This window comes from Enemella dayhoffiae (assembly GCF_002250625.1).
GTDB lineage: Bacteria > Actinomycetota > Actinomycetes > Propionibacteriales > Propionibacteriaceae > Enemella > Enemella dayhoffiae.
In genome coordinates this window covers 274,539-299,930 of sequence record NZ_NMVQ01000012.1, presented here as the reverse complement: position 1 = coordinate 299,930, position 25,392 = coordinate 274,539, and the positions used below count along the sequence as shown (strand labels likewise).

Annotated in this window: 26 protein-coding genes; 17 read left to right on the top strand and 9 right to left on the bottom strand. The window is 69.4% G+C overall.

What is annotated here, in order from left to right; all coding sequences use genetic code 11:
- Positions 1-23 precede the first annotated feature (23 nt).
- The 7 genes from CGZ93_RS09400 to CGZ93_RS09370 all read left to right on the top strand — a co-directional run bounded on the left by CGZ93_RS09400 (position 24) and on the right by CGZ93_RS09370 (position 6,319).
- Entirely contained in the window at positions 24-941 is a 918-nt protein-coding gene (locus CGZ93_RS09400; RefSeq protein ID WP_094363982.1) for a ParA family protein, read from the top strand.
- Positions 926-1,249, top strand: a complete 324-nt coding sequence (locus tag CGZ93_RS09395) for a hypothetical protein (protein WP_094363848.1) — start codon at positions 926-928, stop codon at positions 1,247-1,249. The genes CGZ93_RS09400 and CGZ93_RS09395 overlap by 16 nt, the downstream gene beginning before the upstream one ends.
- On the top strand, positions 1,246-2,178 hold the full coding sequence (locus CGZ93_RS09390) for a segregation and condensation protein A (RefSeq protein ID WP_094363847.1): 933 nt from the start codon (positions 1,246-1,248) through the stop codon (positions 2,176-2,178). The genes CGZ93_RS09395 and CGZ93_RS09390 overlap by 4 nt, the downstream gene beginning before the upstream one ends.
- Positions 2,171-2,842, top strand: a complete 672-nt coding sequence (gene scpB / locus CGZ93_RS09385; RefSeq protein ID WP_229117328.1) for an SMC-Scp complex subunit ScpB — start codon at positions 2,171-2,173, stop codon at positions 2,840-2,842. The genes CGZ93_RS09390 and scpB overlap by 8 nt, the downstream gene beginning before the upstream one ends.
- Positions 2,839-3,579, top strand: coding sequence for a pseudouridine synthase (locus tag CGZ93_RS09380; protein ID WP_094363845.1), 741 nt, complete (start codon positions 2,839-2,841; stop codon positions 3,577-3,579). Before scpB ends, CGZ93_RS09380 begins: the two co-directional genes overlap by 4 nt.
- Positions 3,580-3,727: 148 nt before the next feature.
- Entirely contained in the window at positions 3,728-5,170 is a 1,443-nt protein-coding gene (gene pafA, locus CGZ93_RS09375) for a Pup--protein ligase (protein WP_229117327.1), read from the top strand.
- A gap of 105 nt (positions 5,171-5,275) precedes the next feature.
- Positions 5,276-6,319 carry an FKBP-type peptidyl-prolyl cis-trans isomerase gene (locus CGZ93_RS09370; protein ID WP_176451707.1) on the top strand — a complete coding sequence of 348 codons (1,044 nt, stop codon included), beginning with the start codon at positions 5,276-5,278 and terminating at the stop codon, positions 6,317-6,319.
- Between the two features lie 359 nt (positions 6,320-6,678).
- On the opposite strand, the gene CGZ93_RS09360 is transcribed toward CGZ93_RS09370, so the two are convergent.
- Complete coding sequence (locus CGZ93_RS09360) at positions 6,679-7,107, bottom strand: DUF6069 family protein (RefSeq protein ID WP_094363843.1); 429 nt, start codon at positions 7,105-7,107, stop codon at positions 6,679-6,681.
- Positions 7,108-7,169: 62 nt separating this feature from the next.
- On the opposite strand from CGZ93_RS09360, the gene CGZ93_RS09355 reads away from it, so the two are divergent.
- The gene (locus CGZ93_RS09355) at positions 7,170-7,583 is read left to right on the top strand and encodes a MarR family winged helix-turn-helix transcriptional regulator (RefSeq protein ID WP_176451706.1); all 414 of its coding nucleotides are present in this window, start codon (positions 7,170-7,172) and stop codon (positions 7,581-7,583) included.
- Between the two features lie 15 nt (positions 7,584-7,598).
- Here the strand turns inward: CGZ93_RS09355 and gluQRS are convergent, their stop codons facing one another.
- Positions 7,599-8,501 (bottom strand): tRNA glutamyl-Q(34) synthetase GluQRS, encoded by a 903-nt coding sequence (gene gluQRS, locus CGZ93_RS09350; RefSeq protein ID WP_094363841.1) that lies wholly within the window; start codon positions 8,499-8,501, stop codon positions 7,599-7,601.
- A gap of 82 nt (positions 8,502-8,583) precedes the next feature.
- On the opposite strand from gluQRS, the gene CGZ93_RS09345 reads away from it, so the two are divergent.
- Positions 8,584-9,564 carry a helix-turn-helix transcriptional regulator gene (locus CGZ93_RS09345; protein WP_094363840.1) on the top strand — a complete coding sequence of 327 codons (981 nt, stop codon included), beginning with the start codon at positions 8,584-8,586 and terminating at the stop codon, positions 9,562-9,564.
- Entirely contained in the window at positions 9,561-10,553 is a 993-nt protein-coding gene (locus CGZ93_RS09340; protein WP_094363839.1) for a helix-turn-helix transcriptional regulator, read from the top strand. The genes CGZ93_RS09345 and CGZ93_RS09340 overlap by 4 nt, the downstream gene beginning before the upstream one ends.
- Before the next feature lie 181 nt (positions 10,554-10,734).
- On the opposite strand, the gene CGZ93_RS09335 is transcribed toward CGZ93_RS09340, so the two are convergent.
- Positions 10,735-11,472 (bottom strand): sulfite exporter TauE/SafE family protein, encoded by a 738-nt coding sequence (locus CGZ93_RS09335; protein WP_094363838.1) that lies wholly within the window; start codon positions 11,470-11,472, stop codon positions 10,735-10,737.
- 152 nt (positions 11,473-11,624) lie between these two features.
- Between CGZ93_RS09335 and tatA the strand changes: the two genes are divergently transcribed.
- The 7 genes from tatA to CGZ93_RS09300 all read left to right on the top strand — a co-directional run bounded on the left by tatA (position 11,625) and on the right by CGZ93_RS09300 (position 19,905).
- A complete protein-coding gene (tatA, locus tag CGZ93_RS09330; protein WP_229117326.1) occupies positions 11,625-11,903 on the top strand; it encodes a twin-arginine translocase TatA/TatE family subunit in 279 nt (92 codons plus the stop codon).
- A 3-nt stretch (positions 11,904-11,906) separates the two neighbouring features.
- Positions 11,907-12,764, top strand: coding sequence for a twin-arginine translocase subunit TatC (gene tatC / locus CGZ93_RS09325; RefSeq protein ID WP_094363837.1), 858 nt, complete (start codon positions 11,907-11,909; stop codon positions 12,762-12,764).
- A gap of 51 nt (positions 12,765-12,815) precedes the next feature.
- Complete coding sequence (locus CGZ93_RS09320) at positions 12,816-13,778, top strand: diacylglycerol/lipid kinase family protein (protein ID WP_094363836.1); 963 nt, start codon at positions 12,816-12,818, stop codon at positions 13,776-13,778.
- A 23-nt stretch (positions 13,779-13,801) separates the two neighbouring features.
- Positions 13,802-14,308, top strand: a complete 507-nt coding sequence (locus CGZ93_RS09315) for a DUF1707 SHOCT-like domain-containing protein (protein ID WP_176451705.1) — start codon at positions 13,802-13,804, stop codon at positions 14,306-14,308.
- Complete coding sequence (locus CGZ93_RS09310; protein ID WP_176451704.1) at positions 14,305-15,534, top strand: MFS transporter; 1,230 nt, start codon at positions 14,305-14,307, stop codon at positions 15,532-15,534. The genes CGZ93_RS09315 and CGZ93_RS09310 overlap by 4 nt, the downstream gene beginning before the upstream one ends.
- A 105-nt stretch (positions 15,535-15,639) precedes the next feature.
- Positions 15,640-18,477, top strand: a complete 2,838-nt coding sequence (locus CGZ93_RS09305) for a DEAD/DEAH box helicase (protein ID WP_094363979.1) — start codon at positions 15,640-15,642, stop codon at positions 18,475-18,477.
- Positions 18,478-18,573: 96 nt separating this feature from the next.
- Positions 18,574-19,905, top strand: coding sequence for an MFS transporter (locus CGZ93_RS09300; RefSeq protein ID WP_094363833.1), 1,332 nt, complete (start codon positions 18,574-18,576; stop codon positions 19,903-19,905).
- A 236-nt stretch (positions 19,906-20,141) separates the two neighbouring features.
- Here the strand turns inward: CGZ93_RS09300 and CGZ93_RS09295 are convergent, their stop codons facing one another.
- From CGZ93_RS09295 to CGZ93_RS18900, 6 genes are all read right to left on the bottom strand, one after another.
- Entirely contained in the window at positions 20,142-21,524 is a 1,383-nt protein-coding gene (locus CGZ93_RS09295; RefSeq protein ID WP_094363832.1) for a metallopeptidase TldD-related protein, read from the bottom strand.
- Positions 21,521-23,020, bottom strand: coding sequence for a TldD/PmbA family protein (locus tag CGZ93_RS09290; RefSeq protein ID WP_094363831.1), 1,500 nt, complete (start codon positions 23,018-23,020; stop codon positions 21,521-21,523). Before CGZ93_RS09290 ends, CGZ93_RS09295 begins: the two co-directional genes overlap by 4 nt.
- A 34-nt stretch (positions 23,021-23,054) precedes the next feature.
- A complete protein-coding gene (locus tag CGZ93_RS09285) occupies positions 23,055-23,807 on the bottom strand; it encodes an amino acid ABC transporter ATP-binding protein (protein ID WP_094363978.1) in 753 nt (250 codons plus the stop codon).
- 112 nt (positions 23,808-23,919) lie between these two features.
- Complete coding sequence (locus CGZ93_RS09280) at positions 23,920-24,573, bottom strand: amino acid ABC transporter permease (protein ID WP_094363830.1); 654 nt, start codon at positions 24,571-24,573, stop codon at positions 23,920-23,922.
- A gap of 10 nt (positions 24,574-24,583) precedes the next feature.
- Positions 24,584-25,240 (bottom strand): substrate-binding periplasmic protein, encoded by a 657-nt coding sequence (locus CGZ93_RS09275; RefSeq protein WP_094363829.1) that lies wholly within the window; start codon positions 25,238-25,240, stop codon positions 24,584-24,586.
- On the bottom strand, positions 25,224-25,379 hold the full coding sequence (locus CGZ93_RS18900) for a hypothetical protein (protein WP_176451702.1): 156 nt from the start codon (positions 25,377-25,379) through the stop codon (positions 25,224-25,226). The genes CGZ93_RS09275 and CGZ93_RS18900 overlap by 17 nt, the downstream gene beginning before the upstream one ends.
- Between the last annotated feature and the right edge of the window lie 13 nt (positions 25,380-25,392).

Below are 25,392 nucleotides of genomic sequence, written 5' to 3'. Positions count from 1 at the left end.
AACCCGAACAGCCGGCCGAGACGCTGTTCGAGACCGAACCGAACCCGGCCGAACGGCCCGCGCCAGCCCAGCACGCCGACAACTCGGAAACCGGGCCAGCACTCGGGCCGACCGGTCGCCCCTGGCCGAACCTCCCCGAGCCGACGGCCCCCGAACCCGGGCCGAAGAACGCCTACGTCATCTCCATGTGCAACCAGAAGGGCGGGGTGGGCAAGACGACCACCACCATCAACCTGGGGGCCGCCCTGGCCGAGACCGGGCGCAGGGTGCTGCTGGTCGACTTCGACCCGCAGGGCTCGCTGTCGGTGGGGCTGGGGGTGAACCCGCACACCCTGGAGCTGAGCGTCTACAACCTGCTGATGGAGCGCGGTACCGACATCGACGAGGTGATCGACTCCACCGTGGTCGAGGGGATGGACCTGCTGCCGTCCAACATCGACCTGTCGGCGGCCGAACTGCAGCTGGTCAGCGAGGTGGCCCGCGAGCAGGTGCTGGCGCGGGTGCTGGAGCGGGTCAAGGACCACTACGACGTGATCCTGATCGACTGCGCCCCGAGCCTCGGTCTGCTGACCATCAACGCACTCACCGCCAGTGACGGGGTGATCATGCCGCTGGAGTGCGAGTTCTTCGCCCTGCGCGGGATCGCGCTGCTCACGGACACCATTTCCAAGGTTCAGGAGCGCCTCAACCCAAAACTGGAGGTCACAGGTATCCTCGGAACCATGTACGATTCTCGGACCCTGCACAGCCGAGAGGTGCTGGAACGGGTCGTGCAAGCCTTCGGAGAAACCGTCTTCCACACGGTGATCCGTCGGACCGTCAAGTTCCCGGAAACCACCGTGGCCGGGGAACCGATCACCACGTACGCATCCTCCTCGCCCGGGGCGGAGGCGTACCGAACACTGGCTCGTGAGGTGCTGACGCGATGCCGCGCAAAGTAACTGCCCCCGGATCCGCCGAGGTCCTCCGGGGAAACGCTCCCGGCGATGAACTGGGCGCGCCCGAGCGGACCCCGAACCGGCCCGGTCAGCGCGGCAGCGGGCGGGTCCGCCATGACGACAAGATCACGGTCTACGTGAGCCGGGAAGAGCTGGTACGCCTCGAGCAGGCGCGGCTCACCCTGCGCGCGGAGCACGGTCTGGCGGTCGACCGCGGCCGCATCGTCCGCGAGGCCGTGGCGCTGGCACTCGATGACCTGGCCGAGAGCGGGACGAACTCCGAACTGCTGCGCAGGCTCGCCGAATCGTGACCGAGGCCGTCGGCGCCGCCGTCGACGCCGGCGCCGCCGAAGTGGTGCATCGCGACGGGTTCACGTTGCGGTTGGACAACTTCGAGGGCCCCTTCGATCTGCTGCTGCAGCTGATCGCCAAGCACAAGCTCGACATCACCGAGGTGGCGTTGTCCCGGGTGACCAACGAGTTCATCGCCCACGTCAAGGCCGGTGGCGAGGTGTGGGACCTGGAGCAGACCAGCCAGTTCGTGCTGGTGGCGGCGACCCTGCTTGACCTCAAGGCCGCCCGGCTCATCCCCAGCGGGGAGGTCGACGACCCCGAGGACCTGGCGCTGCTGGAGGCCCGCGACCTGCTGTTCGCCCGGCTGCTGCAGTATCGCGCGTTCAAGCAGGTGTCCGGCTGGCTTGCCGAACGACTGGCCAGCGAGAGCCTGCGGCATCCGCGACCGGGCGGATTCGAGGACCGGTACGCCACGCTGTTGCCCGAGGTGCGACTCGACCTCACCCCCGACCAGTTGGCCGCCCTGGCCGCCCGTGCGATGGCGCCGAAGCAGGCGGTCGAGGTGTCGCTCACCCACCTGCACGCCCCCCGGGTCAGCGTGGTCGAGCAGGCCCAGGTCGTCGTCGACCGGCTGCGCCGCGCCCGCACGCTCACCTTCCGCGCACTGACCGGTGACTCGCCGGACCGGGTGACCACGGTCTGCCGCTTCCTGGCCCTGCTCGAGCTGTTCCGGGAGCGGGCGGTCAGCTTCGAGCAGCTCACCCCGCTGGGGGAGTTGACGGTTCGCTGGACGGGTGCCGACTCCGGTGACCTGGACATCTCCGCCGAGTTCGACGAGCCACCCTCCGACGGCGACGATGATGACGATCAAGACGCGTCGGCTGAGCCTGTCGGTGCGTCGGCTGAGCCTGTCGAAGCCACCCACCCCGAGGAGGATGATGACTGAGACCCACGAGTCGGAGCGGTTCGCCGAGCCCGGCGTACCCGAAAACCTGGCGGGGGCGGTCGAGGCGCTGCTGCTGATGGCCGAGGAGCCGATGGCCGCGGCCACCCTCGCGGAGGCGACCCAGGCCCCGGTGGAGCAGGTGATCGAGGTGCTCTCCGAGCTCGCCGTGTTCTATGACCGCACCGGCCGCGGGTTCGAGCTGCGCCACGTCGGCGGCGGCTGGCGCTACTACACCAGGGCCGAACATGCCGAGCTGATCAACCGCTGGGTGCTCGACGGGCAGCAGGCCAAGCTCTCCCAGGCAGCGCTGGAAACCCTGGCCGTGGTGGCCTACCTGCAGCCGATCTCGCGGACCCGGGTGGCCGCGGTCCGCGGGGTGAGCGTCGACGGGGTGATGCGTACGCTCACCGCCCGCGGACTGATCGCCGAGGCCGGTCACGACGAGGAGACCGGGGCGATGCTGTTTCGCACCAGTGAGCTGTTCTGCGAGAAGCTGGGCATCAACTCACTCAGCGAGTTGCCGGCGCTCGCCCCCTATCTGCCCGAGGCGGCCGAGCTGGAGGCCGAGCTGAGCAGCCTGGTGGAGACCCCGACCCTCGAGGCTGCCGCCACCGGACCTGCCGAACCGACCGAGCAATCCGCCATCACCGAGGAGAACCAGTGACCGAGGCCGAAGGCGTACGCCTGCAGAAGGTCCTGGCCCAGGCCGGGATCGCCTCCCGCCGCGCCGCCGAACAGCTGATCGACGAGGGCCGGGTCGAGGTGAACGGCAATGTGGTGATCGAGCAGGGCACGCGGGTCGACCCCGAACGCGACACCATCCGCGTCGACGGCTCCCGGATTCCGCCGGCCCGCCGACACGTCTATCTGGCGCTGAACAAGCCCGCCCGGGTGATCTCGACGATGGATGATCCCGAGGGCCGGGCCGACCTGAGCGAGTTCCTGCCCCGCAACGTGCCGCGGCTGTTCCACGTGGGGCGGCTCGACGGGGAAACCACCGGGCTGTTGCTGATGACCAACGACGGTGACCTGGCGCAGCGGCTGTCGCACCCCTCCTATGAGATCGCCAAGGTCTATCTGGCCGAGGTCAGCGGGGTGATGGACAACGCGGCGATCAAGCGGCTCGAGAAGGGCGTCAAGCTCGAGGACGGGTTCGTCCGCCCCGACAAGGTGAAACTGGTCTCCCGCAGCCCGCACACCGAGCGGACGATGCTCGAGATCACCCTGCACTCGGGCGCCAACCGGGTGGTCCGCCGGCTGATGGACGCGATCGGGTTCCCGGTCCGCAAGCTGTCCCGGATCGCCTTCGGCCCGGTGCGCCTGGGCCGGTTGCCGCTGGGGGAGACCCGCGAGCTGACCCGCGAGGAGTTGGGCAAGCTGTTCGACGCCGCCGGCATGTGAACAGTGGGGGCTCCGCCCTCCTGCTGCGGGGGCGTCTGACCTGCAGTCTCCGAAACCGACCATGATCAAACCCAGTGGGACTGGGTTTCGCACCCACCCCTTCGGACAGACTGCAGGTCACACGTCACGGCATCACTAGACTCGCGGAATGGAGCAGCCCTTCCTGACCCGCCGGATCTACGGTCTGGAGACCGAATACGGGGTGTCCTGCTCCACCCCTGGTCAGCGAAGGCCCAGCCCCGAAGAGGTCGCTCGCACCCTGTTCCGGTCGGTGGTGGCCTGGGGCCGCTCCAGCAACGTGTTCCTGCGCAACGGATCCCGGCTCTATCTCGACGTCGGGTCGCACCCCGAATATGCCACCGCCGAGTGCGACGACCTGCTGCAACTGCTCGCCCACGACCAGGCCGGCGAGCGGATCGTGGACGAATTGGGCGTAGAGGCCGCCAAGCGGATGCGGGAGGAGTCCGCCGACGAGGCGGAGGTCTACCTGTTCAAGAACAACACCGACTCGCACGGGAACTCCTACGGCTGCCACGAGAACTATCTGGTGGCCCGAACCAGCGGGTTTCCCGACGTGGCCCAGGTGCTGATTCCGTTCCTGGTCTCCCGCCAGCTGATCGCTGGCGCCGGGAAACTGTTGCCCGGTGGACAATTCGTGGTCTCCCAGCGCGCCGCGCACATGTGGGACGAGGTGTCCTCGGCGACCACCCGGATGCGCCCGATGATCAACACCCGCGACGAACCGCACGCCGATCCCTCCCGCTTTCGCCGACTGCACGTGATCGTCGGTGACTCCAACCTGGCCGAGCCGACCACCCTGCTCAAGGTGGGCTCCACCGAACTGGTGCTGCGGCTGATCGAGTCGGGCGCCGCGCTGCGGGACTTCACCCTGGAGAACCCGACCCGCGCGGTCCGCGAACTCTCCCGCGACCCGTTCGGCCGGGCCGCCGTACCCCTGGCCAATGGCCGCAGCATCACGGGTCTGGAGTTGCAGCAGGCCTACCTTCAGGCGGTGACGGAGCTCGTCGAGCGCAGCGGGCCTCCGGGCCCGCAGTTGGAACGGGTGCTCGGGCTCTGGCGCAAGGTGCTCAGCGCGCTGGAGGCGCGCGACACCAGCGGCCTGGAGCGCGAGATCGACTGGGTGATCAAGCAACGGCTCCTGCACCGGTACGCCGATCGCGCCGGTCTGGGATTGGACGACCCGCGGATCGCGCAGCTCGATCTGGCCTACCACGACCTGCGGCCGGGCCGCGGGTTGTACGCCCTGCTCCGCGAGCGCGGTGCCGTGGACACGATCGTCGACGAGGCGGTGGTCGAACGGGCCCGGCGTACGCCACCGCAGACCACCCGGGCCCGGTTGCGGGGTGAGTTCGTCAGCGCCGCCCAGGACGCGGGCGCGGACTACACCGTCGACTGGACCACCTTCAAGGTGAACGAGCCGCCAGCGCGCAGCTGGCACACCCCCAACCCGGTGACCGGAGCCGCGCTCTATGCGGCGGTGCTGTGCACCGACCCGTTCGCCGCCGCCGACGAGCGGGTGGACGCGCTGCTGGAGGCGCTACGGCCGCCGACCAGGTGTACCCCCGCCTGAACCCGCGTCGGCGGACCGCTGGTTTGCCCGCGGTGGGGTAGCGTTGACCGCCGGGGTCGCCGATCGGCACTCCCGCACGTTCGCGAACGACCGAGGTCAAGACCTGTGAAACTGAGCCTGCGCGCCCTTCCGAAGCTGGTGGCCGCCCCGCTGCTGGCCGCCGCCCTGCTGGTGCTGCCGGCCTGCTCGAAGGATCAGCCCGCCGACCCCGCCGCCACGCCGGCGCCGTCGGCGAGTGTCGAACCCTCGGCGGCCCCGACCACCTCGGCGACGCCGACTCCGGAACCGGTGAAGACCACGGCGGCCAACAACCTGGAGGCGATCAAGGTCGAGGGTGAGCCCAACAAGGAGCCGAAGGTCACCGTGCCGGCCCCCTGGGGGATCGACGAGACCCGGACGAAGGTGCTCATCCCGGGCAACGGGGCCAAGATCACCGAGGGCGGCACCGTCGAGGTGAACTACTTCGGCGTCAACGGGCGGACCGGCAAGAAGTTCGACGACTCGTTCTCCCGCGGGCAGACCGCGACCTTCCCGCTGGCCCAGGTGGTACCGGGCTTCAAGAAGGGGTTGACCGGTCAGCAGGTCGGCAGCCGGGTGGTGTTCGCCATGCCGGGCAAGGACGGCTATGACCCGATGGGCGGCAGCCCGCAGGCAGACATCCAGGTCGGGGACTCGCTGATCTTCGTGGTCGACATCGTCTCCACCCCGCTCAACTCCGCCGAGGGTGACCCGGTGCCGCCCAAGGAGGGCCTGCCCACCGTGGCGATGGAGGGGGACACGCCGAAGGTGACCATCCCCGCCGGCGCCGCCCCGCCGAAGGAACTGGTCATCCAGCCGCTGATCAAGGGCAAGGGCAAGCCGGTCCAGGCCACCGACACGATCACCGCGCGCTATCAGTCGATCACCTGGGAGGACGGCAAGGTCACCGCCGACACCTACGGCAAGGCCCCCGAGGAGGGTCCCCTGGCCAAGCTGGTGCCCGCCTGGCGGGAGGGCCTGGTCAACCAGCCGGTCGGCTCCCGGGTGCTGATCGTCTCCCCGCCGGAGAAGGCGTACCCGGTCGATCCCTCGGCGGCGACGCCCAACCCGGCCGCCGGCAAGACCGTCGTCTATCTCGTCGACATCCTGTACGCCACAGCGGGCCAGTAGGTCAGTCGGGGAGTCTCCAGGACGCACCCGGTCCGGGTGCAGCAGGATCGCCGCCCGGGTCTCGTCGAGTTCGACCCTCCCGCGGATCAGTACGCCCCAGGGGGCCCAACCCGCGAAGGTGTCGACCCCGTCGATGCTCAGCGCGGCCACGGGATGGTGCTGCAGGTGCTTCCAGCGGGCCGTGTTCGGTACATCCCGCCCGCCGAGCACGATCACGCCCAGTTCGGCGTCCCACGACCAGCCGACAGGCACCACGTGCGGGTCGCCGCCGGGGGTGACGGTCGCCAGCCGGCCCAGGTCGGAGAAGTGCCGGCCTTTCAGGAAGGACAGCTCGGCCTCGGTCAACCCGCGGTGGGTGCTCATCGGCGCGCCGCCGCCCGCACCCGCAGCCACCACAACGCACCGGTGATCAGGTGCATCAGCGACAGCGCCACCTTGGTGGCCGGAGTTGCCTGGGCGAAGACGGGCATGCTCACGACACCGACGGCCAGGCCCAGCCAGGCCAGCACCAGCCAGGACCTGGGAGCCCAGCGGCGCACTGCGAGCGCGAGCAGCAGAGCCAACAGCATCGGTACCACCGACATCACGGCGACGGGGATCGCCGTCACCTGCTCCGGGGTGGTCGCCGTCGGTGGTTGCACCAGCAGGTCGACCCCCAGCGCGCGGGCTGCGGCGTACACGATCAGATTGGCGACGAGGGCGATGCCGGCGGCCGGGAGGACCGCTCGGGCGAGTCCGCGCGGGGCGGTCCTGGATTCTTTGGTGTTCCCAATGGTTGAGGTAGTCATGTATCTACCATGCGCGATATGGTTGATCATGTCAACAGTTGAGCTCGGGTAGGATGGGGGCCATGGATCAGGACACGTTTCAGCCGAGGATCACCGGGCAGCTGCTGATCCGCGCCGCCGACCGGTCCAAGGAGGCGTTCGCCGCGGCCGTCGAGCGCTGCGGGCTGACGGCCACCCAGGCTCGCACCGTGTTCACGCTGCACAAGCCCCGGCCGATGCGCGAACTGGCCGCCGAGATGGCCTGTGACGCCTCAAACATCACCGGCATCGCCGACCGGCTCGAGCGGCAGGGACTGATCGAGCGCGTCCCCGGCGCCGACCGGCGGGTGAAGCTGCTCACCCTGACCGATCAGGGCCAGCGGGTACGCCGCGAGTTGGCTCACGCGGTGCAGGCCAGCCCGTTCCCGATGGACGCGCTCACCGAGGCCGAACAGCGGGAGTTGCAGCGACTGCTGCACAAGCTGCTCGGCGACTGACCGGAGCCGACAGGCTCAGAGCCCGGTGAACACCACCGGATCGCGCGGTGTCCTCGCCGGATCGAACCGCTCCCGCAGCACCCCCAGCTCCGTCCGCTCACCGGGGCCCGTCAGCCCGAGCGAGCGACCGATCCAGCCGAGCACGTCGTCCACCGTGTGCCCCTCGGCCGCCAGATCGGCCAGCGACACCGCACCGTCGCGCTTGGCCAGGCGTACCCCGTCGGCGTTCAGCACCAGCGGCACGTGCGCGTACGACGGCGCCTGCCCGCCGAGCCGCTCGGCCAGCCAGGCCTGCCGGGGTGCCGAGGACAGCAGGTCATCGGCCCGGACCACCTGATCCACCCCCATCGCCAGGTCGTCCACGACGACCGCGAAGTTGTACGCCCACACCCCGTCCCCGCGGCGCAGCACGAAGTCGTCCACCTCGCCGGTGATCTCCCCGTGCAGCTCGTCGTGGACCGTCTGCCGGGCCCCCTCGCCGCGGATCCGCAGGGCCGCTGGCCGCTCCCGGCGTCGCGCGGCGCGCTCGGCCGGGCTGAGGTCGCGGCAGGTCCCCGGATAGGGCCGATACCCGTCGCCGTGCGGGGCGCTGGCCGCCTCGGCGATCTCCCGCCGCGTGCAGAAGCACTCGTACACCCCCTCGCCCAGCGAGGCCGCCGCCGCGGCGTACGCCTCCAGCCGTTCGGACTGGCGCACCACCGGCCCGTTGAAGCGCAACCCGAGGGCGGCCAAATCGGCCAGTTGTTCCCGCTCGACCCCGGCGGCGGCGCGGACCCGGGTGGTGTCCAGGTCCTCGATCCGCAGCCGTAGCTCCCGGCCGGTGGCGTGGGCGAACAGGTCGCACAGCACCGCGGTCCGCAGGTTGCCCAGGTGCAGCTGCGAGGTCGGGCTGGGCGCATAGCGTCCGGCACCCGGCATCGGCTGACCTCCCACCTCTTACGCGCCCGGCTGATAGCGTCCCCATAGTCTCGACGGACCAGCGGAAGGGGGACGGTCCAGCATGGCACCTCGGAAGTCCGAGCGCATCATGAACCTGACCATCTGCCTGCTCGCGGCGCCCCGATTCCTCAGCCGGGAACGGATTCGTGAAGCCGTCGACGGCTACGGCGGTCTCACCGACGCCGCCTTCGAGCGCACCTTCGAGCGGGACAAGGACGAGCTGCGCCAGCTCGGCGTATCGATCGAGGTGGGCAGCAACTCCAGCATGGACGACGAGGTCGGCTATCGGATCTCGCGCGGTGACTTCGAGCTGCCGCCGGTCGAGTTCACCGCAGAGGAGGCCGCGGTGGTGTCGATCGCCGGGCAGGCCTGGCAGCAGGCACAACTCGCCGAGTCGACCCAGCTGGCGCTGGCCAAGCTGCGCGCGGCCGGCCTGGCCGCCGACACCGATCGGTTGGACGCCCTCGCGCCCACCGTCACCGCCCGCGAGGCCGCCTTTGAGCCGCTGTATCAGGCGGTGGTGAGCGCGACCCGGGTCGAGTTCGGCTATCGCCGCGGCGGTGCCGTCAAGCCCGCCCTGCGCACCGTCGAACCGTGGGGAATCGTTTCCCAGAAGGGAAAGTGGTACCTGATCGGGTACGACCAGAAGCGCAGGGCGCCGCGCATGTTCAAGCTGGCGCGGATCACCGACGGTCCGCGAGCCGTGTCGAAGCCGGGGGCGTACGCCGTGCCGGACGGCATCGATCTGCGTGAGTTGGCGGTCCGCCTCGAACCGGCTCCGAGCAGCAATCGGGCCGTGCTGGCGGTCCGAGCCGAACGGGCGCCCTGGCTGCGGCGGGGAGCCGAGCCCGCCGAGGCGGATCCGGGGATCGCCGACCGGCTGCCGGCCGGGTTCGACGTGCTCGCGGTCGGATATGCCGACACGGCCGATTTTGCTGCCCGGCTGGCCGGGCTCGGCGCCGAGGTGCTGGTGCTGGAACCGGCCGAGCTGCGCGAGCGGGTCCGGGCCCGGTTGGAGTCGGTCGCGGGAGCGGCCGAATGAGCGCCACGGCGGTGGACCAGGTCAGCCGGCTGCTGGCCCTGGTGCCCTATCTGCAGCGAAATCCCGGGGCGCGGGTCGACGAGGTGGCCGCGCTGTTCCGGATCACCCCCGAACAGCTGCACGCCGACCTGTGGGTGGTCTATTTCTGCGGCCTGCCCGGTCAGGGGTTCGGTGACCTGATCGAGATCGACATGGACGCCGTCGAGGGTCACGGGGTGATCCACCTGAGCAACGCCGACTATCTGACCCGGCCGCTGCGGCTCTCCCCGGACGAGGTGCTGCCGCTGCTGCTGGGGCTGCAGACCCTGCGCGAGGTGGCCGACGCCGAGGTCGCCGCCACGATCGACACGGCGCTGGCGAAGCTGCAGCCGTTGGCGGGGGAGTCGGCGGCCGCGGCCGAGCGGGTCAACGTCCGGGTGCTCAGCGCCGACGAGCGGGTACGCGACCAGGTCAGCCGCGCGCTCACCGACGGCGTACGCCTGCGACTCACCCACGACTCGGTCAGCCGCAACCGCAGCCTGACCCGGGTGGTGGACCCGTACCGGCTGCGGGTCGACGACGGGTACGCCTACCTCGACGCGTGGAGCGAACCGCCGCTGGAGGAGCCCGGAGCCGCCGAGGGGTGGCGCAGCTTCCGGCTGGACCGGGTGACCGACGCCGAGGTGATCGACGAGCCGGTACGCCCGCACGCTGGGGAGCCGGACGGTGCCGACTGGCTGACCCGGCTCGGCACCGCGCCCGAGGTGACCCTGGAGCTGACGCGGGCGGCCGCCTGGGTGGCCGAATATCACCCGGTCGAGGAGGTGCAGCCGCGCCGCGGGGGCGGAGTGACGGTACGCCTGAAGGTCGCCGACCCCGCGTGGTTGCGCGAGCTGTTGCTGCGACTGGGACCCGAGGTCCGGGTGGTCGAACCGCTGAGTGCCGCCGAGGGCGCCCGATCCGCCGCCGCCGAGGCTCTCGCCCGCTACGCCGCCCTGTACGAGGACTGACTCTGTCGGGCGCGCCTGTCGTTGGCTGAGCCTGTCGAAGCCCCCGTTCCGCGTGTCGAGGGAGTTCCGCACAACTCCTCCATCATTTCAGCCGGCGCCCCGTTGACTCGCATTCCCTCGTTGCTGCCGGACCGAGACACCGGAGTTGTGCGGGGCCTCGGTTCCGACACCAGGGAGCGGCCTACTTCACCGCGAGCCAGACGGCGAGCACCAGCCCGGCGAGCGCGACGATGACGCGCAGCAGCCGTTCGGGCAGCAGCTTCTGCACGGCCGGGCCAAGGTTGCCGCCGATGATGCACCCGATACCGAGGGCGATCGCGGCCCACCAGTTCACCGGGCCGAAGCAGATGAAGGTGATCGCGGCGACCAGGTTGGTCACCCCGAGCAGCAGCGACTTCAGCACCATCACCCGGCCGAACGACATCGCGGTCAGGATCGAGGTCACGGCCAGATAGATCGTCCCGGCGCCGGCCCCGAAATAGCCGCCGTAGACCGAGATCAACCCGAGCACGATCAGATAACCGACCGTGTGCTCCTTCTCCCCGCTCATCCGGCGCAGCCACGGCTGGGCCAGCACCGCCAACGAGGCGGCCACGATCAACAGCGGAACCACCCGCTCGAAGGCGCTCTCCCCGGCGTGCAACAGCACCAGCGCGCCGCCCAGCCCACCCAGAGCCGCGACGATCGACTGGATGATCAGCATCCACCGATCCCCACTCACCGAACGCCACCCCCGTGCGGTCGAGCCGACCCCCACCCCGACCAGGCCTAGGGTGTTGCTCACGTTGGCGGTCAACGGGGACAGCCCGGCGGCCAGCAAGGCGGGATAGCTGACCAGTGAGGCCAGCCCGGTCAGATAACCGACCAGACCCGACGCGACACCGGCCAGCAGCAACCAGGCGAGCGTGGCGACAGACATCGGCCCCAGACTAGGGAGCGCGGCGCTGAGGAGGGACCCGGCGCCACGTGTTGGGATGTGCTGGGCGAAGGTGTCTAGGATTACGGCGTACGCCCCTGCGGGCGCGATGTGGATGCGGGACCACCAGGCCCCGCCAGACCCAAGGATGTGCAATGACTCCCCTGATCCTCGGCCTCGGTACCACCGAGCTCCTGATCATCCTGGCGGTGGTGCTGCTGCTGTTCGGCGGCAGCCGGCTGGCCGGGCTGGGACGCAGCAGCGGCCGCGCGATCCGCGAGTTCAAGGAAGAGACCCGAGACCTCAAGGGCAACGAGAAGGAGGGCGGGTCGACCGCCGTCGATCAGCCCCGTCAGCTCGACCGTCCGGCCGAGGCGGAGCATCGGCCGACCACCGAGCCGACCAAGGACCGCAACCCCGAAGACCTTCGCTGATCGGTGGCGCTCACCATCGCCGGCCGGCGACTCAGCTTCGCCTGGCTGAAACCCCCACCCGTCCCCCCCGACGGGAACATGTCGCTGTTCGAGCACCTGCGCGAACTGCGCTACCGGCTGGTGGTGGCGGCGGTGTGGATCATCCTCGGCGTGACGATCTGCGCCTTCTTCTACCAACAGCTCTACGAGGTCCTGCTGCACCCCTATCAACTCGCGGTCGAGGACCTGAAGTCGGTCCGTCCGGATGCGACGACCGAGGTGGTCAACATCGGCGTCGCCGCCCCGATGACCCTGGCAATGAAGATCGTCGGCATCGCCGGTCTCGTCCTCACCGCGCCCTTTTGGCTCTATCAGCTCTGGGCGTTCATCGCCCCGGGTCTGCTGGCCAAGGAGAAGAAGTGGGCGATCATCTTCGTCGGCGCGTCGACCCCGCTCTTCCTCTCGGGCGTGGCCATCGGCTACTGGGTGCTGCCCAAGGGCATCTCGGTGATGTTGAGCTTCACCCCGGGCAGCGTGCCGGTGACCAACATGCTCGACATCCAGTACTTCCTCACCTTCCTGATCCGGCTGATGCTGGTCTTCGGGATCGCCTTCCTGCTCCCGTTGGTGCTGGTGGTGCTGAACATGGCCGGGGTGATCACCGGGGCCCAGCTGGGCAAGGTCCGGCAGTACGCCATCTTCGGCTGCTTCGTCTTCGGCGCGGTCGCCACGCCGAGCACCGACCCGTTCTCGATGCTCGCCCTGGCCATCCCGATGATGGTGCTCTATCTGATCGCCGAGCTGATCTGCCGGGCACAGGACCGCGCCCGGCGCCGCAAGGGCGATGTCGTGGCCACCTCCTCCGGTACAGACGCCGACTGAGCACCTGCACCCATTCAGCAGCGACGCCGCCGAACCAATAGGCTCACCACCATGGCAGGCCTGACGCGCTATGACGGTTCGACGCTGACCCTCGTGGTCAACCCCACCGCCGGACGCGGCAGGGCCGCCAAGTTGCTGCCGCAGGTCTGCCGGGAACTGCTCCAGGGACGTCCGGGAGCCACCCTGCGGGTGCACCAGACCACCAACTTCGCCGAGGCCCGGCAGCGGACCATCGCGGCGGCGGCCGCCGCGCGGCCCGCGCACGACGGCGTACCGGCGGATGCGCTGCTGGTGATGGGTGGCGACGGGATGATGACCCTGGGCGTGAACGCCTGCGCCGGCACCGAGGTGCCGCTCGGGCTGATCCCCGCCGGTACCGGCAACGACATGTGCCGCGGGCTCGGGATCCGCGTGTTCAACCCGGTCCAGGCCGCGCACTGGGTGATCGGCGGGCAGACCCGTCGGGTCGACACCCTGCGGGTCGAGGGTGACCTGGTCGAGGGGGCGGAGGTACGCCACATCGGCACCGTGGTCGCCACCGGCTATGACTCCCGGGTGAACCGGCGCGCCAACCGGATGCGACTGCCGATCGGCAACCTCCGGTACGCCGCCTCCGCCCTGGCCGAGCTGGCCGTGTTCGAACCGCTCACCTATCGGTTGCGGATCGACGGCCGACAGCGGACCCAGCCGGCCATGTTCATCGCCGTCGGCAACGGCGCCTATTTCGGCGGCGGGATGAAGATCTGCCCCGACGCCGACGTCACCGACGGGTTGCTGGATGTGACCGTGATCCACCCGGTCAGCCGGGCCACCCTGCTGCGGCTGCTGCCGGCCATGTTCAGCGGCAGCTTCGTGCGCGACCCTGCCGTCGAGCGCTTCCGCGCCCGCGTGGTCGAGGTCGACGGCGACGGCCTCTTCGGCATGGGCGACGGCGAGGAGCTCGGCCCCACCCCGCTGCGGATCAGCGTCGAGCCCAGCTCGCTCACGGTCTTCGGGACGCCTCCCGCGGGCTGAGCGATTCCTGCGACACTGGTGTGGTGACCGATCTCAACCCCCTGCCGGAACGCCTCGGTGCTGCTTGGTCGCGATTCCGGGTGGACCCGCGCAACAGCGACGAGTTGCGCGCCGCGGATCGGGATCGGGACGTGGCGCGCGAGGTCCTCGCTGAGGCGTACGCCGACGGCCAACTCGACCACGACGAATATCTCTCGCGACTGGACCGGGCCAGTGCGACAACCCGAATGAGCGAGCTGGTGCCGCTGGTCGGAGATCTCAGCGTCGGACCCGGAGGCGCCCGCACCGAGCAGCCCACCGCCGAACCCGCCCGGCGCACCGGACTCGACAACGCGTGGATGTCGGTGGGGGCGAGCTGGGTGTTCGTGGCGATCGTGACCAACGTGATCTGGCTGATCACCTCGATCAGCACCGGTGAGATGCTCCACTACTGGCCGGTGTGGCCGATGATGGGTGTCGGTTTCGGGGTGCTGGCCACCTGGATGACCCGCCGCTCGGTCCAGCGGAACCGCCGCGAGCTGGGCCGGTGACCTCGCCCGGACGAACCCGGCTCATCGCCAGTCGCACGTCGGGCTGGGTGCTGATCGGGCTGCTCGTGGTGGCCCTGCTGCTGCGCGCCCCGATCACCGGCGTCCCACCAGTGCTGCATCAGGTCTCCGACACCCTGCACCTCACCCCGACCCAGGCCGGCCTGGTGTCCACGCTGCCGCTGCTCTGCTTCGGCGTCTTCGCCTTCCTCACCCCGGTGCTGGCTGCGAAGTTCGGGCTCGAGCCGACCCTGTGGGCCGCGGCCCTGCTGATCCTGCTGGGCGGCCTGCTGCGCTGGTGGGTGAACATCCCCGCCTTCTTCGGCGGCACCCTGCTGATCGGGCTCGGCATCGCACTGGGCAACGTGATCGTGCCCGCCCTGGCCCGGGTCTGGTTCGCCCACCGGCTGCCGCTGGTGATGGGGCTCTATTCGGTGATGCTGCAGGTCAGCGGATCCGGTGGGCCGTTCACCACCGCCAACCTGATCGGTGCCGGCGTGTCCTGGCCGACCGCGATCGGGGTGTGGGTCTGGCCGGTGCTGGCCGGGTTGCTGCTGTGGACCCTGGTCAGCCTGCGGGTACGCCGAGAGGCCGGCAGTCACGGCCACGTGCCGGCCACCCCGACCGGTCTCGGCAACGTGCTGCGGCGGCCCTCGGTGTGGCTGATCACCTTCGTGATGGGCTCCCAGTCGCTCACCTTCTATACCCTGCTCACCTGGCTTCCGAGCATCTTCCAGCGCTCCGGGATCGGCGAACAGACCGCCGGACTGCTGCTGTCGGCCTATTCGATCCTCGGCCTGCCCGGGTCGCTGGTGGTCGGCTGGTTCGTCGGGCACCGGCGCGGGGTGCGCAACCTGATCGCGATCTGTGTGGTCTATCTGGCCGGGATCCTGTTCCTGCTCGGTGGGACGATCGCGCCGGTCGTGATCGGGGCCCTGCTCTGCGGGCTCTGCCAGGGTGTGCTGCTGCCGGTGGCGCTCACCTTCATCGCCCACCAGCCCAATCCCGCCGACGTGCCGGCCACCTCGGCGATCGCCCAGGGTGGTGGCTACCTGTACGCCGCGGCCGGCCCGGTGCTGCTGGGCTGGTTGTACGCGGTCACCGGCAGCTTCGGCAGCGGGCTGGTGCTGCTGGCGGTGCTGATGGTGCTGTTGTGCGCCGCCGCGGTGATCGTGACGCGGCGACAGCACGGCCCGGTTGAGCCCTCGGGAGTCTCGCCCACGCGCTAGCGTGGAGGCACCATGACCGATCCACACCGCGAGCCCGGTGCCGCGATCTCCGATCCGGTACGCCCCGCCGACGACCCCGACGCCGAGCTCAGCCCAAGCGAGCGGATGGCACGGTTCCGGCGCAATCAGCGCACCCCGCTGCTGAACGAGTTCGCCGCCGTCTACGGGTTCGCGTTCGACGACTTCCAGCGCACCGCCTGCGCGCACATCGAGGCCGGCTCCGGCGTACTCGTCGCCGCACCCACCGGCGCTGGCAAGACGATCGCCGGGGAGTTCGCGGTGTTCATGGCCGTGCAGACCGGCCGCAAGGCGTTCTACACCACCCCGATCAAGGCGCTGTCCAACCAGAAGTACAACGATCTGGTCCGCCGTTACGGCGCCGATCAGGTCGGTCTGCTCACCGGGGACTCGTCGATCAACTCCGAGGCGCCGATCGTGGTGATGACCACCGAGGTGCTGCGCAACATGATCTATGCGCGTTCGTCGACCCTGGACAACCTCGGCTATGTGGTGATGGACGAGGTGCACTATCTCGCCGACCGGTTCCGCGGGGCGGTCTGGGAGGAGGTGATCATCGGTCTGGCCGAATCGGTGGTGCTGGTCGCGCTGTCGGCGACGGTGTCCAACGCCGAGGAGTTCGGCGACTGGCTGCGCGAGGTTCGCGGGGCGATCGAGATCGTGGTCTCCGAGCGCCGCCCGGTGCCGCTCTATCAGCACGTGCTGGTCGGTCGGAAGCTGTTCGACCTGTTCGCCGATGAGGCGCCGACGGCCGTCACCGGGGACAAACCGGTGGCCGCCCGGCACGACGTGAACCCTTCCCTGGTGAAGATCGCCAAGGAGGAGTCCCGCACGGTGCGCGACGACTCGCGCCGCCCGCGCGGACGATCCGGCCGCGGGAAACGCGCGCACGGGCACGGCTCCGGCGCCTACGGGGGAGCGGCCGCCCGCGAGCAGCGGGAGCGCTCCCGCTATCGCCCACCGAGCCGCGCGCAGATGGTCGAATCGCTGGAGCGGGCCGGGCTGCTGCCGGCGATCGTGTTCATCTTCTCCCGGGTCGGCTGCGACGCCGCGGTCGGTCAGGTGGTCGGTGCCGGGGTACGCCTGACCACCGCCGATGAGCGCGCGGAGATCGAGGCGATCGCGGCCAGGCACACCGAAGGGCTCAGCGTCTGCGACCTGAACGCCCTTGGCTACAACGATTTCCTGGACGCGCTGCTGATGGGGGTCGCCGCCCACCACGCCGGCATGCTGCCCGCGTTCAAGGAGTGCGTCGAGGAGTGCTTCGTCCGCAACCTGACCAAGGTCGTCTTCGCCACCGAGACCCTTGCGCTCGGCATCAACATGCCGGCGCGCTCGGTGGTGCTGGAGAAGCTGATCAAATACAACGGCGAGGCGCACGTCGACATCACCCCCGGTGAATACACCCAGCTGACCGGCCGGGCCGGCCGGCGCGGGATCGACGTCGAAGGTCATGCCGTGGTGCTGTGGCAGCCGGGGATGGACCCGCGTCAGGTTGCCGGGCTGGCCTCCAAGCGCACCTATCCGCTGCGCTCGTCGTTCGCGCCGACCTACAACATGGCGGTCAACCTGGTCGGTGCGGTGGGTCAGGAACGGGCCAGAACCCTGCTGGAGCAGAGTTTCGCGCAGTACCAGTCGGACCGTTCGGTGGTCGGGCTGGCGCGCACGCTGCAGCGGAACAGCTCGGCCATCGCAGAGTACCTGGAACGCTCGGCCTGCGATCGTGGTGATTTCGCCGACTATGCGCGGATCCGGGAGGAGATCTCCCGGCTGGAGGCCGAGGCCGCCCGGGAACGCAAGGCCGACAAGCGGGCCGAGGCGTACGAATCGCTGCTCCAGCTGCAACCCGGGGACATCATCCACGTGCCCAGCGGACGGTTGCAGGGCTGGGCGGTGGTGATCGACCCCGGCGTACGCAGTCACCGGGAGGAGCCGCATCCGTTGGTGATGGGGGAGGACCGGCAGACCAAACGGCTGACCCTGAACGATTTCCCGACCCCGGCCCGTCCGGTCGGTCGGATGCGGATCCCGAAGAAGTTCCACGTCAAGGAGCCGCACTCCAGACGGTCCCTGCACGCCGCGTTCCTGGCCCGGCTGAACGAGATCGACCGCTCACCGAGCCGGTGGCGGCCGGGCGCGATGGACGCCGAGGTCGCCGACCGGGTCGCCGAGCTGCGGGCGGAGTTGCAACGGCACCCCTGCCACGGCTGCCCGGATCGGGAGCAGCACGCCCGCTGGGCGGAGAAGGCGCTGCGGTTGGAGCGGGAGGACGCCGAGGTGGAGGCCCGGATGAAGCGGCGCACCAACACCATCGCCACCCATTTCGACCGGATCTGCCAGGTGCTGCAGTCGTTGCACTATCTCGACGGGAACCCGTTGCGGGTGACCGACGACGGCCGGATGCTGGCGCGGATCTACAACGAGCTCGACCTGGTCGCCACCGAGGCGGTCCGGCGCGGGGTGTTCGACGGGCTGTCCGCGCCGCAGCTGGCGGCCGTGCTGTCCACCCTGGTGTTCGAGGCACGGCGCACCGACAGCCGCACCCGTCCGCCGCGCATGCCGGACGCCGAGACCGAGTCCCGGATGACCCAGCTCCGCCAAGTGCACCGCGAGATCTCCCTGCTGGAACGGGATTTCCGGGTGGAGCGTGGACCCGACCTGGAGATCGGGTTCGCGCAGGCGGCGTTCGCCTGGGCGTCTGGGCGGCCGCTGTCGACGGTGCTGGGGGAGTCCGGGATGACCGCCGGCGACTTCGTCCGATGGGTACGCCAGGTGATCGACTTCACCGATCAGATCGGCGAGGCGGCGCGTTCGCTGGAGCAGCGGAGCGAGGCCGCGGCACAGCTGCGGCGTACCTGCCGCCAGGCGACCGACGCGATGCGCCGCGGGGTGGTCGCCTTCGTCGCCGACACCACCGGAGAATGAGCGAGTTCTGGTCTCGGCGGGCGGGGCCGGTGCTTGCCACGCCGCCCGATCAGGGCTTGACTGTCGTGACCTGTCCAGCACACCGGAAGGTTTCCCATGGGTGACGTACGCGAGGTCGGCGGCAATCTGGAGGCCGGCGCGACACGGCAGCTGTCCGAGCGCGAGGCGCGGAAGGTCACCTGGGGCGCCCTGGTCGGCACGGCGATGGAGTGGTACGACTTCTTCCTGTTCAACACCGCTGCCGCGCTGATCTTCAACAAGCAGTACTTCACCGGCGGCGACGCCGCGGCCACCATGGCCTCGTTCGCCACCCTCGGCGTGGGTTTCGCGGCCCGCCCGATCGGCGGGTTGATCTTCGGTTGGCTGGGCGACCGGATCGGTCGGCGCACGGTGCTGCTCACCACGATCGTCGGCATCGGCATCTTCACCGGCATCATCGGCATGTTGCCGAACCACGCGTCCATCGGCGTCTGGGCGCCGGCGGCGTTGCTGGTGCTGCGCGTGCTGCAGGGCCTGTTCGTCGGCGGTGAGTGGTCGGGCGCGATGACCATCGCCGTGGAGAACGCGCCGCTGGCCAAGCGGGCCCGCTATGCGGCGATGCCGCAGATCGGCTCGCCGATCGGCACCATCCTGTCCTCGGGCGGCTTCTTCCTGGTGTCCTATCTGATGGGACCGCAGAACTTCGCCGACTGGGGCTGGCGGATTCCTTTCCTGGTGGCGATTCCACTGTTGCTGGTGGCGCTGTGGATTCGTGCCAAGCTGGAGGAGTCCCCGGTCTTCCGTGAACTGGAGGAGCAGGGCGGGCTGGAGAAGTCGCCGCTGACCGCGGTGCTCAAGCAGTCGGGGCTGCAGATCCTGATCGGCTCGGCGGTGGCCTTCCTCGGGGTCGGCGGGTTCTATCTGGTCACCACCTTCGTGGTGTCCTATGGGACGACGACGCTGGGCATGCCGGCGACGCTGTTGTTGCTGGGCACCATCGTCGCGGCGGTGGTGGAGATCGGGGTGCTGGTCGCCGGTGGCCGGCTGGGCGAACGGTTCGGTGCCAGCAAGGTGGTCATCTGGGGTGCGGTCGCCTCGATCGTGCTGGCCGTACCGTGCTTCCTGATGATCGTCTCCAAGCAGCCGGTGCTGGTGGTGCTCGGGATGACGATCGCGGTGGCCGCGCTGAGTTTTCCGTACGCCGCCTCCGGCACGGTGATGACCGGCCTGTTCCCGGGTTCGACCCGCTATTCCGGGTGTGCGATGTCGCAGAACTTCGCCGGTGTGCTGTCCGGTTTCGTGCCGATGCTGGCCACGGCCTGGGTGGCCGCGGCGGGCAAGCAGTGGTGGCCGGCGGCGGTGCTGCTCGGGATCATCGCGCTGATCACCCTGATCGGTGGCCTGGTCGCCCCCCGCAACAGCGTCCACCTCCCCGGCTTCAAACACTGACGTTCCCGGAGTACTTGGTATGTTCCCCGAGTAGAGCGGCATGCGCAGCGGAGCGGAGCAATGCCGCTCGTGTCGAGGGGAACTCAGCAAGGCCAGGATGTTCCTCTTGACACGCGGCCCCGTTGCTCCGCTTCGCTGCGCATGGGGCCGCTGCTCGAGGAACGTGTGACCGCGCTGCGGGTGGGGACGCTACTCGAGGAACGGGTGGCTTTCGACAGGCTGAGCCAGCGTGGGGGTCAGTGGGCCTGCGACACGGTGGACATGTTGAAGTCAGGCACGCGCACTGGCGGCATCATCGTCATCGTCATCCAGTCGTTCCACTCCCGCGGGAGCGTCTGCTCGCTGCGGCCGACCTCGGAAATCCTGCCCAGCAACGAGATGGGCGACTCGTTGAACCGGAAGTTGTTCACCGCGCCCACCACCTCACCGTTCTCCACCAGATAGACCCCGTCGCGGGTCAACCCGGTCAGCAGCAGCGTTTCCGGATCGACCTCGCGGATGTACCACAGGCAGGTGAGCAGCAGCCCGCGTTCGGTGTGCGCGATCATCTCCGCCAGGGAGCGCTCTCCGTCGCCGTCCAGGATCAGGTTCCAGGTGGCAGGTCGCGGGAGCAGGCACTGCTCCTCGGCCACCCGGCGGGTGCGCACCAGCTCGGTCAGCACCCCGTCGGTGATCCAGTCGGTGCGGGACACCTCGGCGCCGTTGTCGAACACCGACTGCTCACCACCGGCGGAGGAGCGCGCCACCACGAACCGAGCCCGCTCCATCCCCGGCGCTTCCGGATCGCTGCTAAGGGTGAGCGCAAGTTCCGACAGCCGGTCACCGATCCGGGTCTCACCGACCGCGCCGGTTCGAGCGAAGGCGGTGCGCCCCTCGGCGGCGTCGCGGGCCGACATCGACCAGTACGCATAGATCAACAGGTCCGCCACGGCCGACGGCGGCAGCAGGGTCTCGTAGCGCCCGGCGGGCAGATCGACCCGGTTCCTCGACCACTCCAGCCGCTGGCACACCTGGTCGTGCAGCTGCGCCAGCTCCACATCGGTGAAATCGGTCGTCGCCGCCCCCACCCAGGCCGAGGCGATCAGATCGGGCAGTTTGGCGTTCAGCTCGATCCGGCCGACCGGTTGCACGTGGCGCCGACGGGTGCCGGTGCTGGAGGCCAGCCAGGTGGTGGTCAACCCGTGCTCGGCGAATCCGAACAGCAGGTGCTCACCCCTGGTCGACTCGAACGCTCGCCCCAGCGCCGCCGCAACCCCTTCCAGCACGACGAATCCGGCCGGTTCGGCTGCCCGGGTGAAGTCGGGGTCCACGCCACCGGCCAGCAGCGGCATCGCGTCCGGCGCATCCTCGGCGGTTTCCAGCGCGGACTCGGCCCGGCCCACCAACGCCTGCAGGTCGGCGGATCCGGCGATAGGTCCGCTGACGCTGGCGGTCCGCGCCCCGTCGAACACGATGGCCGTGGCGGATCGGTCGTGGTGCTGGCCGTTGCTGGTGATTGCGTTGTTCGCCCACCGCAGGTCGGACCCGTGGGTCTCATCGACGATGATCGTGCAGTCCGCGGCAACGCAGGCCGCGAGCGCCTGCTCGATCCATTCCGCCACTGCCACCCTTTCGGTCACAGCGCACCCCCTTCGCTGGTGGTGTTCAGCACGTTGACGTCGCGGAACAGGCAGGCGGGAGCGCCGTGCGACACCGGCGCCACCTGCCCGGGTTGCCCCTTGCCGCAGTTCATCGCACCGGCGAGCAGCCAGGTGTCCGGATTTCCCACCGCGGCAAGGGATCCCCAGAAGTCGGTGGTGGTGGCCTGGTAGGCGACGTCGCGCAGCTGGCCCGCCAGTTGTCCGTTCTCGATCCGGAAGAACCGCTGGCCGGTGAACTGGAAGTTGTAGCGCTGCATGTCGATCGACCAGGAGTTGTCTCCCTGGACGAGGATTCCGCGCTCCACCTGCGACACCAGTCCCGCCACGTCGGGGCCGTCCGGATCGGGACGCACCGACACGTTCGGCATCCGTTGCAGCGGGACGTGGCCGGGGGAGTCGGCGAACGCGCAACCGTTCGACCGCCCGAGCCCCCGCTCGGCGGCCATCTGCCGGTTCAGCTGATAGCCGACCAGCACCCCGTCGCGGATGATGTCGAACTCCTGCGCGGCCACCCCCTCGTCGTCCCAGCCGACGCTGGCCAGCCCGTGCTCGGTCAGCCGGTCCCCGGTCACCTGCAGCAGCGGTGACCCATACTGCAGCGATCCGAGCCGATCAACGGTGGCAAAAGACGTTCCGGCGTACGCCGCCTCATAGCCGAGGGCGCGATCCAGCTCCGTGCCGTGCGCGATCGACTCGTGGATGGTCAGCCACAGGTTGCTCGGTTCGATCACCAGGTCATAGCGCCCCGGCTCCACCGACGGGGCCGCCGCGTGGGCGGCGAGCAGCTCTGGCAGCTCGGCCACCTCGGCGTCGAGGTCCCACCCGTCCCCGGTGAAGTATTCCCAGCCGCGCCCGGCCGGCGGGGCCAGCGTACGCATCGAGGAGAAGCCGCCCTCACCGACGGTGATCCCGGTCAGCACCGGGTGCACCCGCACGCGTTGCTGGGTGGTCTCGGTGCCGCGGGAGTCGGCGAAGAACTTGTTCTCCAGCACGAATTCAGCGCTGCCGATGACGTGGCTCACCCCGGTGCCGCACAGCATCCGCCGCGACAGCTCGACCATGCGCGCGTCCCGTTCGGCCGCCGCAACGGAAAACGGGTCGATCCGGTACGCCGACACCCAGCTGCCGCGGTGCACCGGTTCGTCGGCCAGCTCCACCGGCGGCCCGCCAACCGCCGCGCACACCCGCGCCACCTGGACCGCCTGTTCGGCCACCGCGGCGGTCGCGTCGGTGGTCAGTGTGATCCCGGAGGCGAACCCCCAGACTCCCTGCCACAGCAGGCGTACGCCGATGCCCAGCGATTCGGTCTCGCTGGCCGACTCCAGGGTCGCATCGCGATAGCTGCGGTGGTCGCTGCGCAACCGTTCGATCCGCACCTCGACATGTCCGGCGCCCAGGGTGGACGCCCGATCCAGCGCGGCGTCGGCGAGCGCCCGCAATCCGAGCGCGGTGAAGGCGGGGTCAACCTCGGTCATGGACCCCACCCTAGGCCCCACGACGGCGGCGCAATCAGCCCCGGTTCGCCTCCCGCTTGAGCAGCGCGATCGTCTTCGGGTTCTGCGGGTTGGTGAAAACCTGCTCCGGTGGGCCGGACTCGACGATCTGACCGTTGTCCATCACCACCACGCGATCGGCGATCTCGCGGGCGAAATGCATCTCGTGGGTGACGATCATCATCGTGGTCCCGCCGGCGGCGATCTTCTTGATCACCGACAGCACCTCACCGACCAGCTCCGGGTCGAGGGCCGAGGTGGGTTCGTCGAACAGCATCACCGACGGCTGCATGGCCAGCGCGCGGGCGATGGCGACCCGCTGCTTCTGCCCACCCGAGAGCCGCGACGGATAGTTGTCCTTCCGGTCCGCCATGCCCACCAGGCTGAGGTGCTCCATCGCCACCTTCTCGGCCTCCGCCTTGCCAAGACCGCGGATCTCCACCAGCGGCTTGGTCACGTTGCCCAGGGCCGTGTGGTTCAGGAACAGGTTGAAGTGCTGGAACACGAAACCGATCTCGGTCCGCTTCCGTGCGGTCACCCCTTCGGGCTCGGCCACCCGTCGACCGCCGCGCTCCTGATAACCGACCTGGTGGCCGTTGACCAGGATGGTGCCCTCCTCGATCGTCTCCAACTTGTTCACGCAGCGCAGCAGCGTCGACTTGCCGGAACCGGACGAGCCGAGGATCACCACGGTCTCGCCGCGGCGTACCGAGAGGTCCACTCCCTTGAGCACCTCGATCCGGGTCACCTCCCGGCGCTGTCCGCGCATCCGTTGGAACAGCGTCGGACGCTTGTCGATCACGAAGGTCTTGTGCACCCCCCGCACGTCCACCACGACCTGCTGCTGGCCGTCGGTGGGGGAGCCCGGGTTGGGGTTCGGGTCAGCCACGGGACCTCGCCGTCCTTTCGATGCCGTGCACGATCCGCGACAGGGGGAGGCTGATCGCGAGATAGAGCAGCGCCGCCGCGGTGTAGACCGCGGTGGTCTCGAACGTCTCGGAGTTGATGATGTTGGCCTGCTTGAGGATCTCGGTCACCGCGATCACCGAGGTGAGCGCGGTGTCCTTGACCATGGCGATGAAGTAGTTGCCGATCGGGCCGAGCGAGACCACCATCGACTGGGGCAACACGACCCGCCACAACGCCTTGGTGGGCGTGTATCCCAGCGACAGCGCGGCCTCGGTCTGGCCGTGCTCGACCGACAGGATCGAGGACCGGAACACCTCCGACAGGTACGCCGCGTAGTTCAGCCCCAGGCCCAGGATGCCGGCCGGCAACGGCTGGATGTCGATCCCGATGGCGGGCAGCACGAAGAAGATGTACACCAGCTGGACCAGCAGCGGGGTGCCGCGCAGGATCTCGACATAGATCAGCGCGATCACCTGCAGCACACGGAATCTCGAGATCCGGGCCAGGGCGATCAGCAGCCCCAGAACCAGGGCGAGCGCCATGGCCCCGAGGCTCAGCTGGATCACCACGGGTGCTGCCCCGATCAGCTGGGGCAGGAAGCTCAGTACCTTCTGCAGGAAGTCCATCCCGCTCGGGTCACTTCGCGTAGTTGGTCTCGGGCACGCCGTATTTCTTCATGATGGTGGCATAGTCCGGCGACGCCTTGAGCGCCTTGAGCCCGTCGTTCATCTGCTGCAGCAGCTCGCCGTCCTCGGGTCGGACCGCCGCGCCGATGTGGCCGATCTCCTCGGGGGTGTAGGGGGAGACGAGCTTGATCTTGTCGTTCGGATTCTGCTTCAGGCTGTACGCCGCAACGATCGAGTCGGTGACGATCACCTCCACCTGACGGTTCTCCACCGCCTTCAACAGGGCCGCCTGGGAGTCGAAGTACTTGATCTCCTTGCCGCCCCAGTTGGCCGCCTGCTTGGCATAGAAGGTGCCGGTCTGGGCGCCGATCACCTTGCCCTTGACGTCCTCGCGGGACTTGATGGTGGAGTCGACGGGCACCACGATGCCCTCACCCTCGGTGTACCACTCGTCGGTGAAGCTGACCTGCTGATTGCGCTCGTCGGTGATGTACATCGCATCCACCACGATGTCGGCCTTCTTGGTCTTGACGGTCTGGATCAAGGTGGCGAAGTCGGTCCCCACGATCTCGATCGTCCACCCGTTCTTCTTCGCGATCCACTGCATCATCTCCCCGTCCAGGCCGGTCAGCTGGCCGCTGGGGTCCTTGTTAGGAGAACGGAGCATCGTTCGAGGTCGCCACCACGATCTTCTTGCCGGGTCCGGCACCGGTGTTGTTCGACTTGCCCGAACCGCAGGCGCTGGCGGCGAGCAGCGTGAGAACGATGAGCAGGGCGGCAAAGGCCCGCTTGAGCGTACGAGCCATAGAGGTTCCTCCC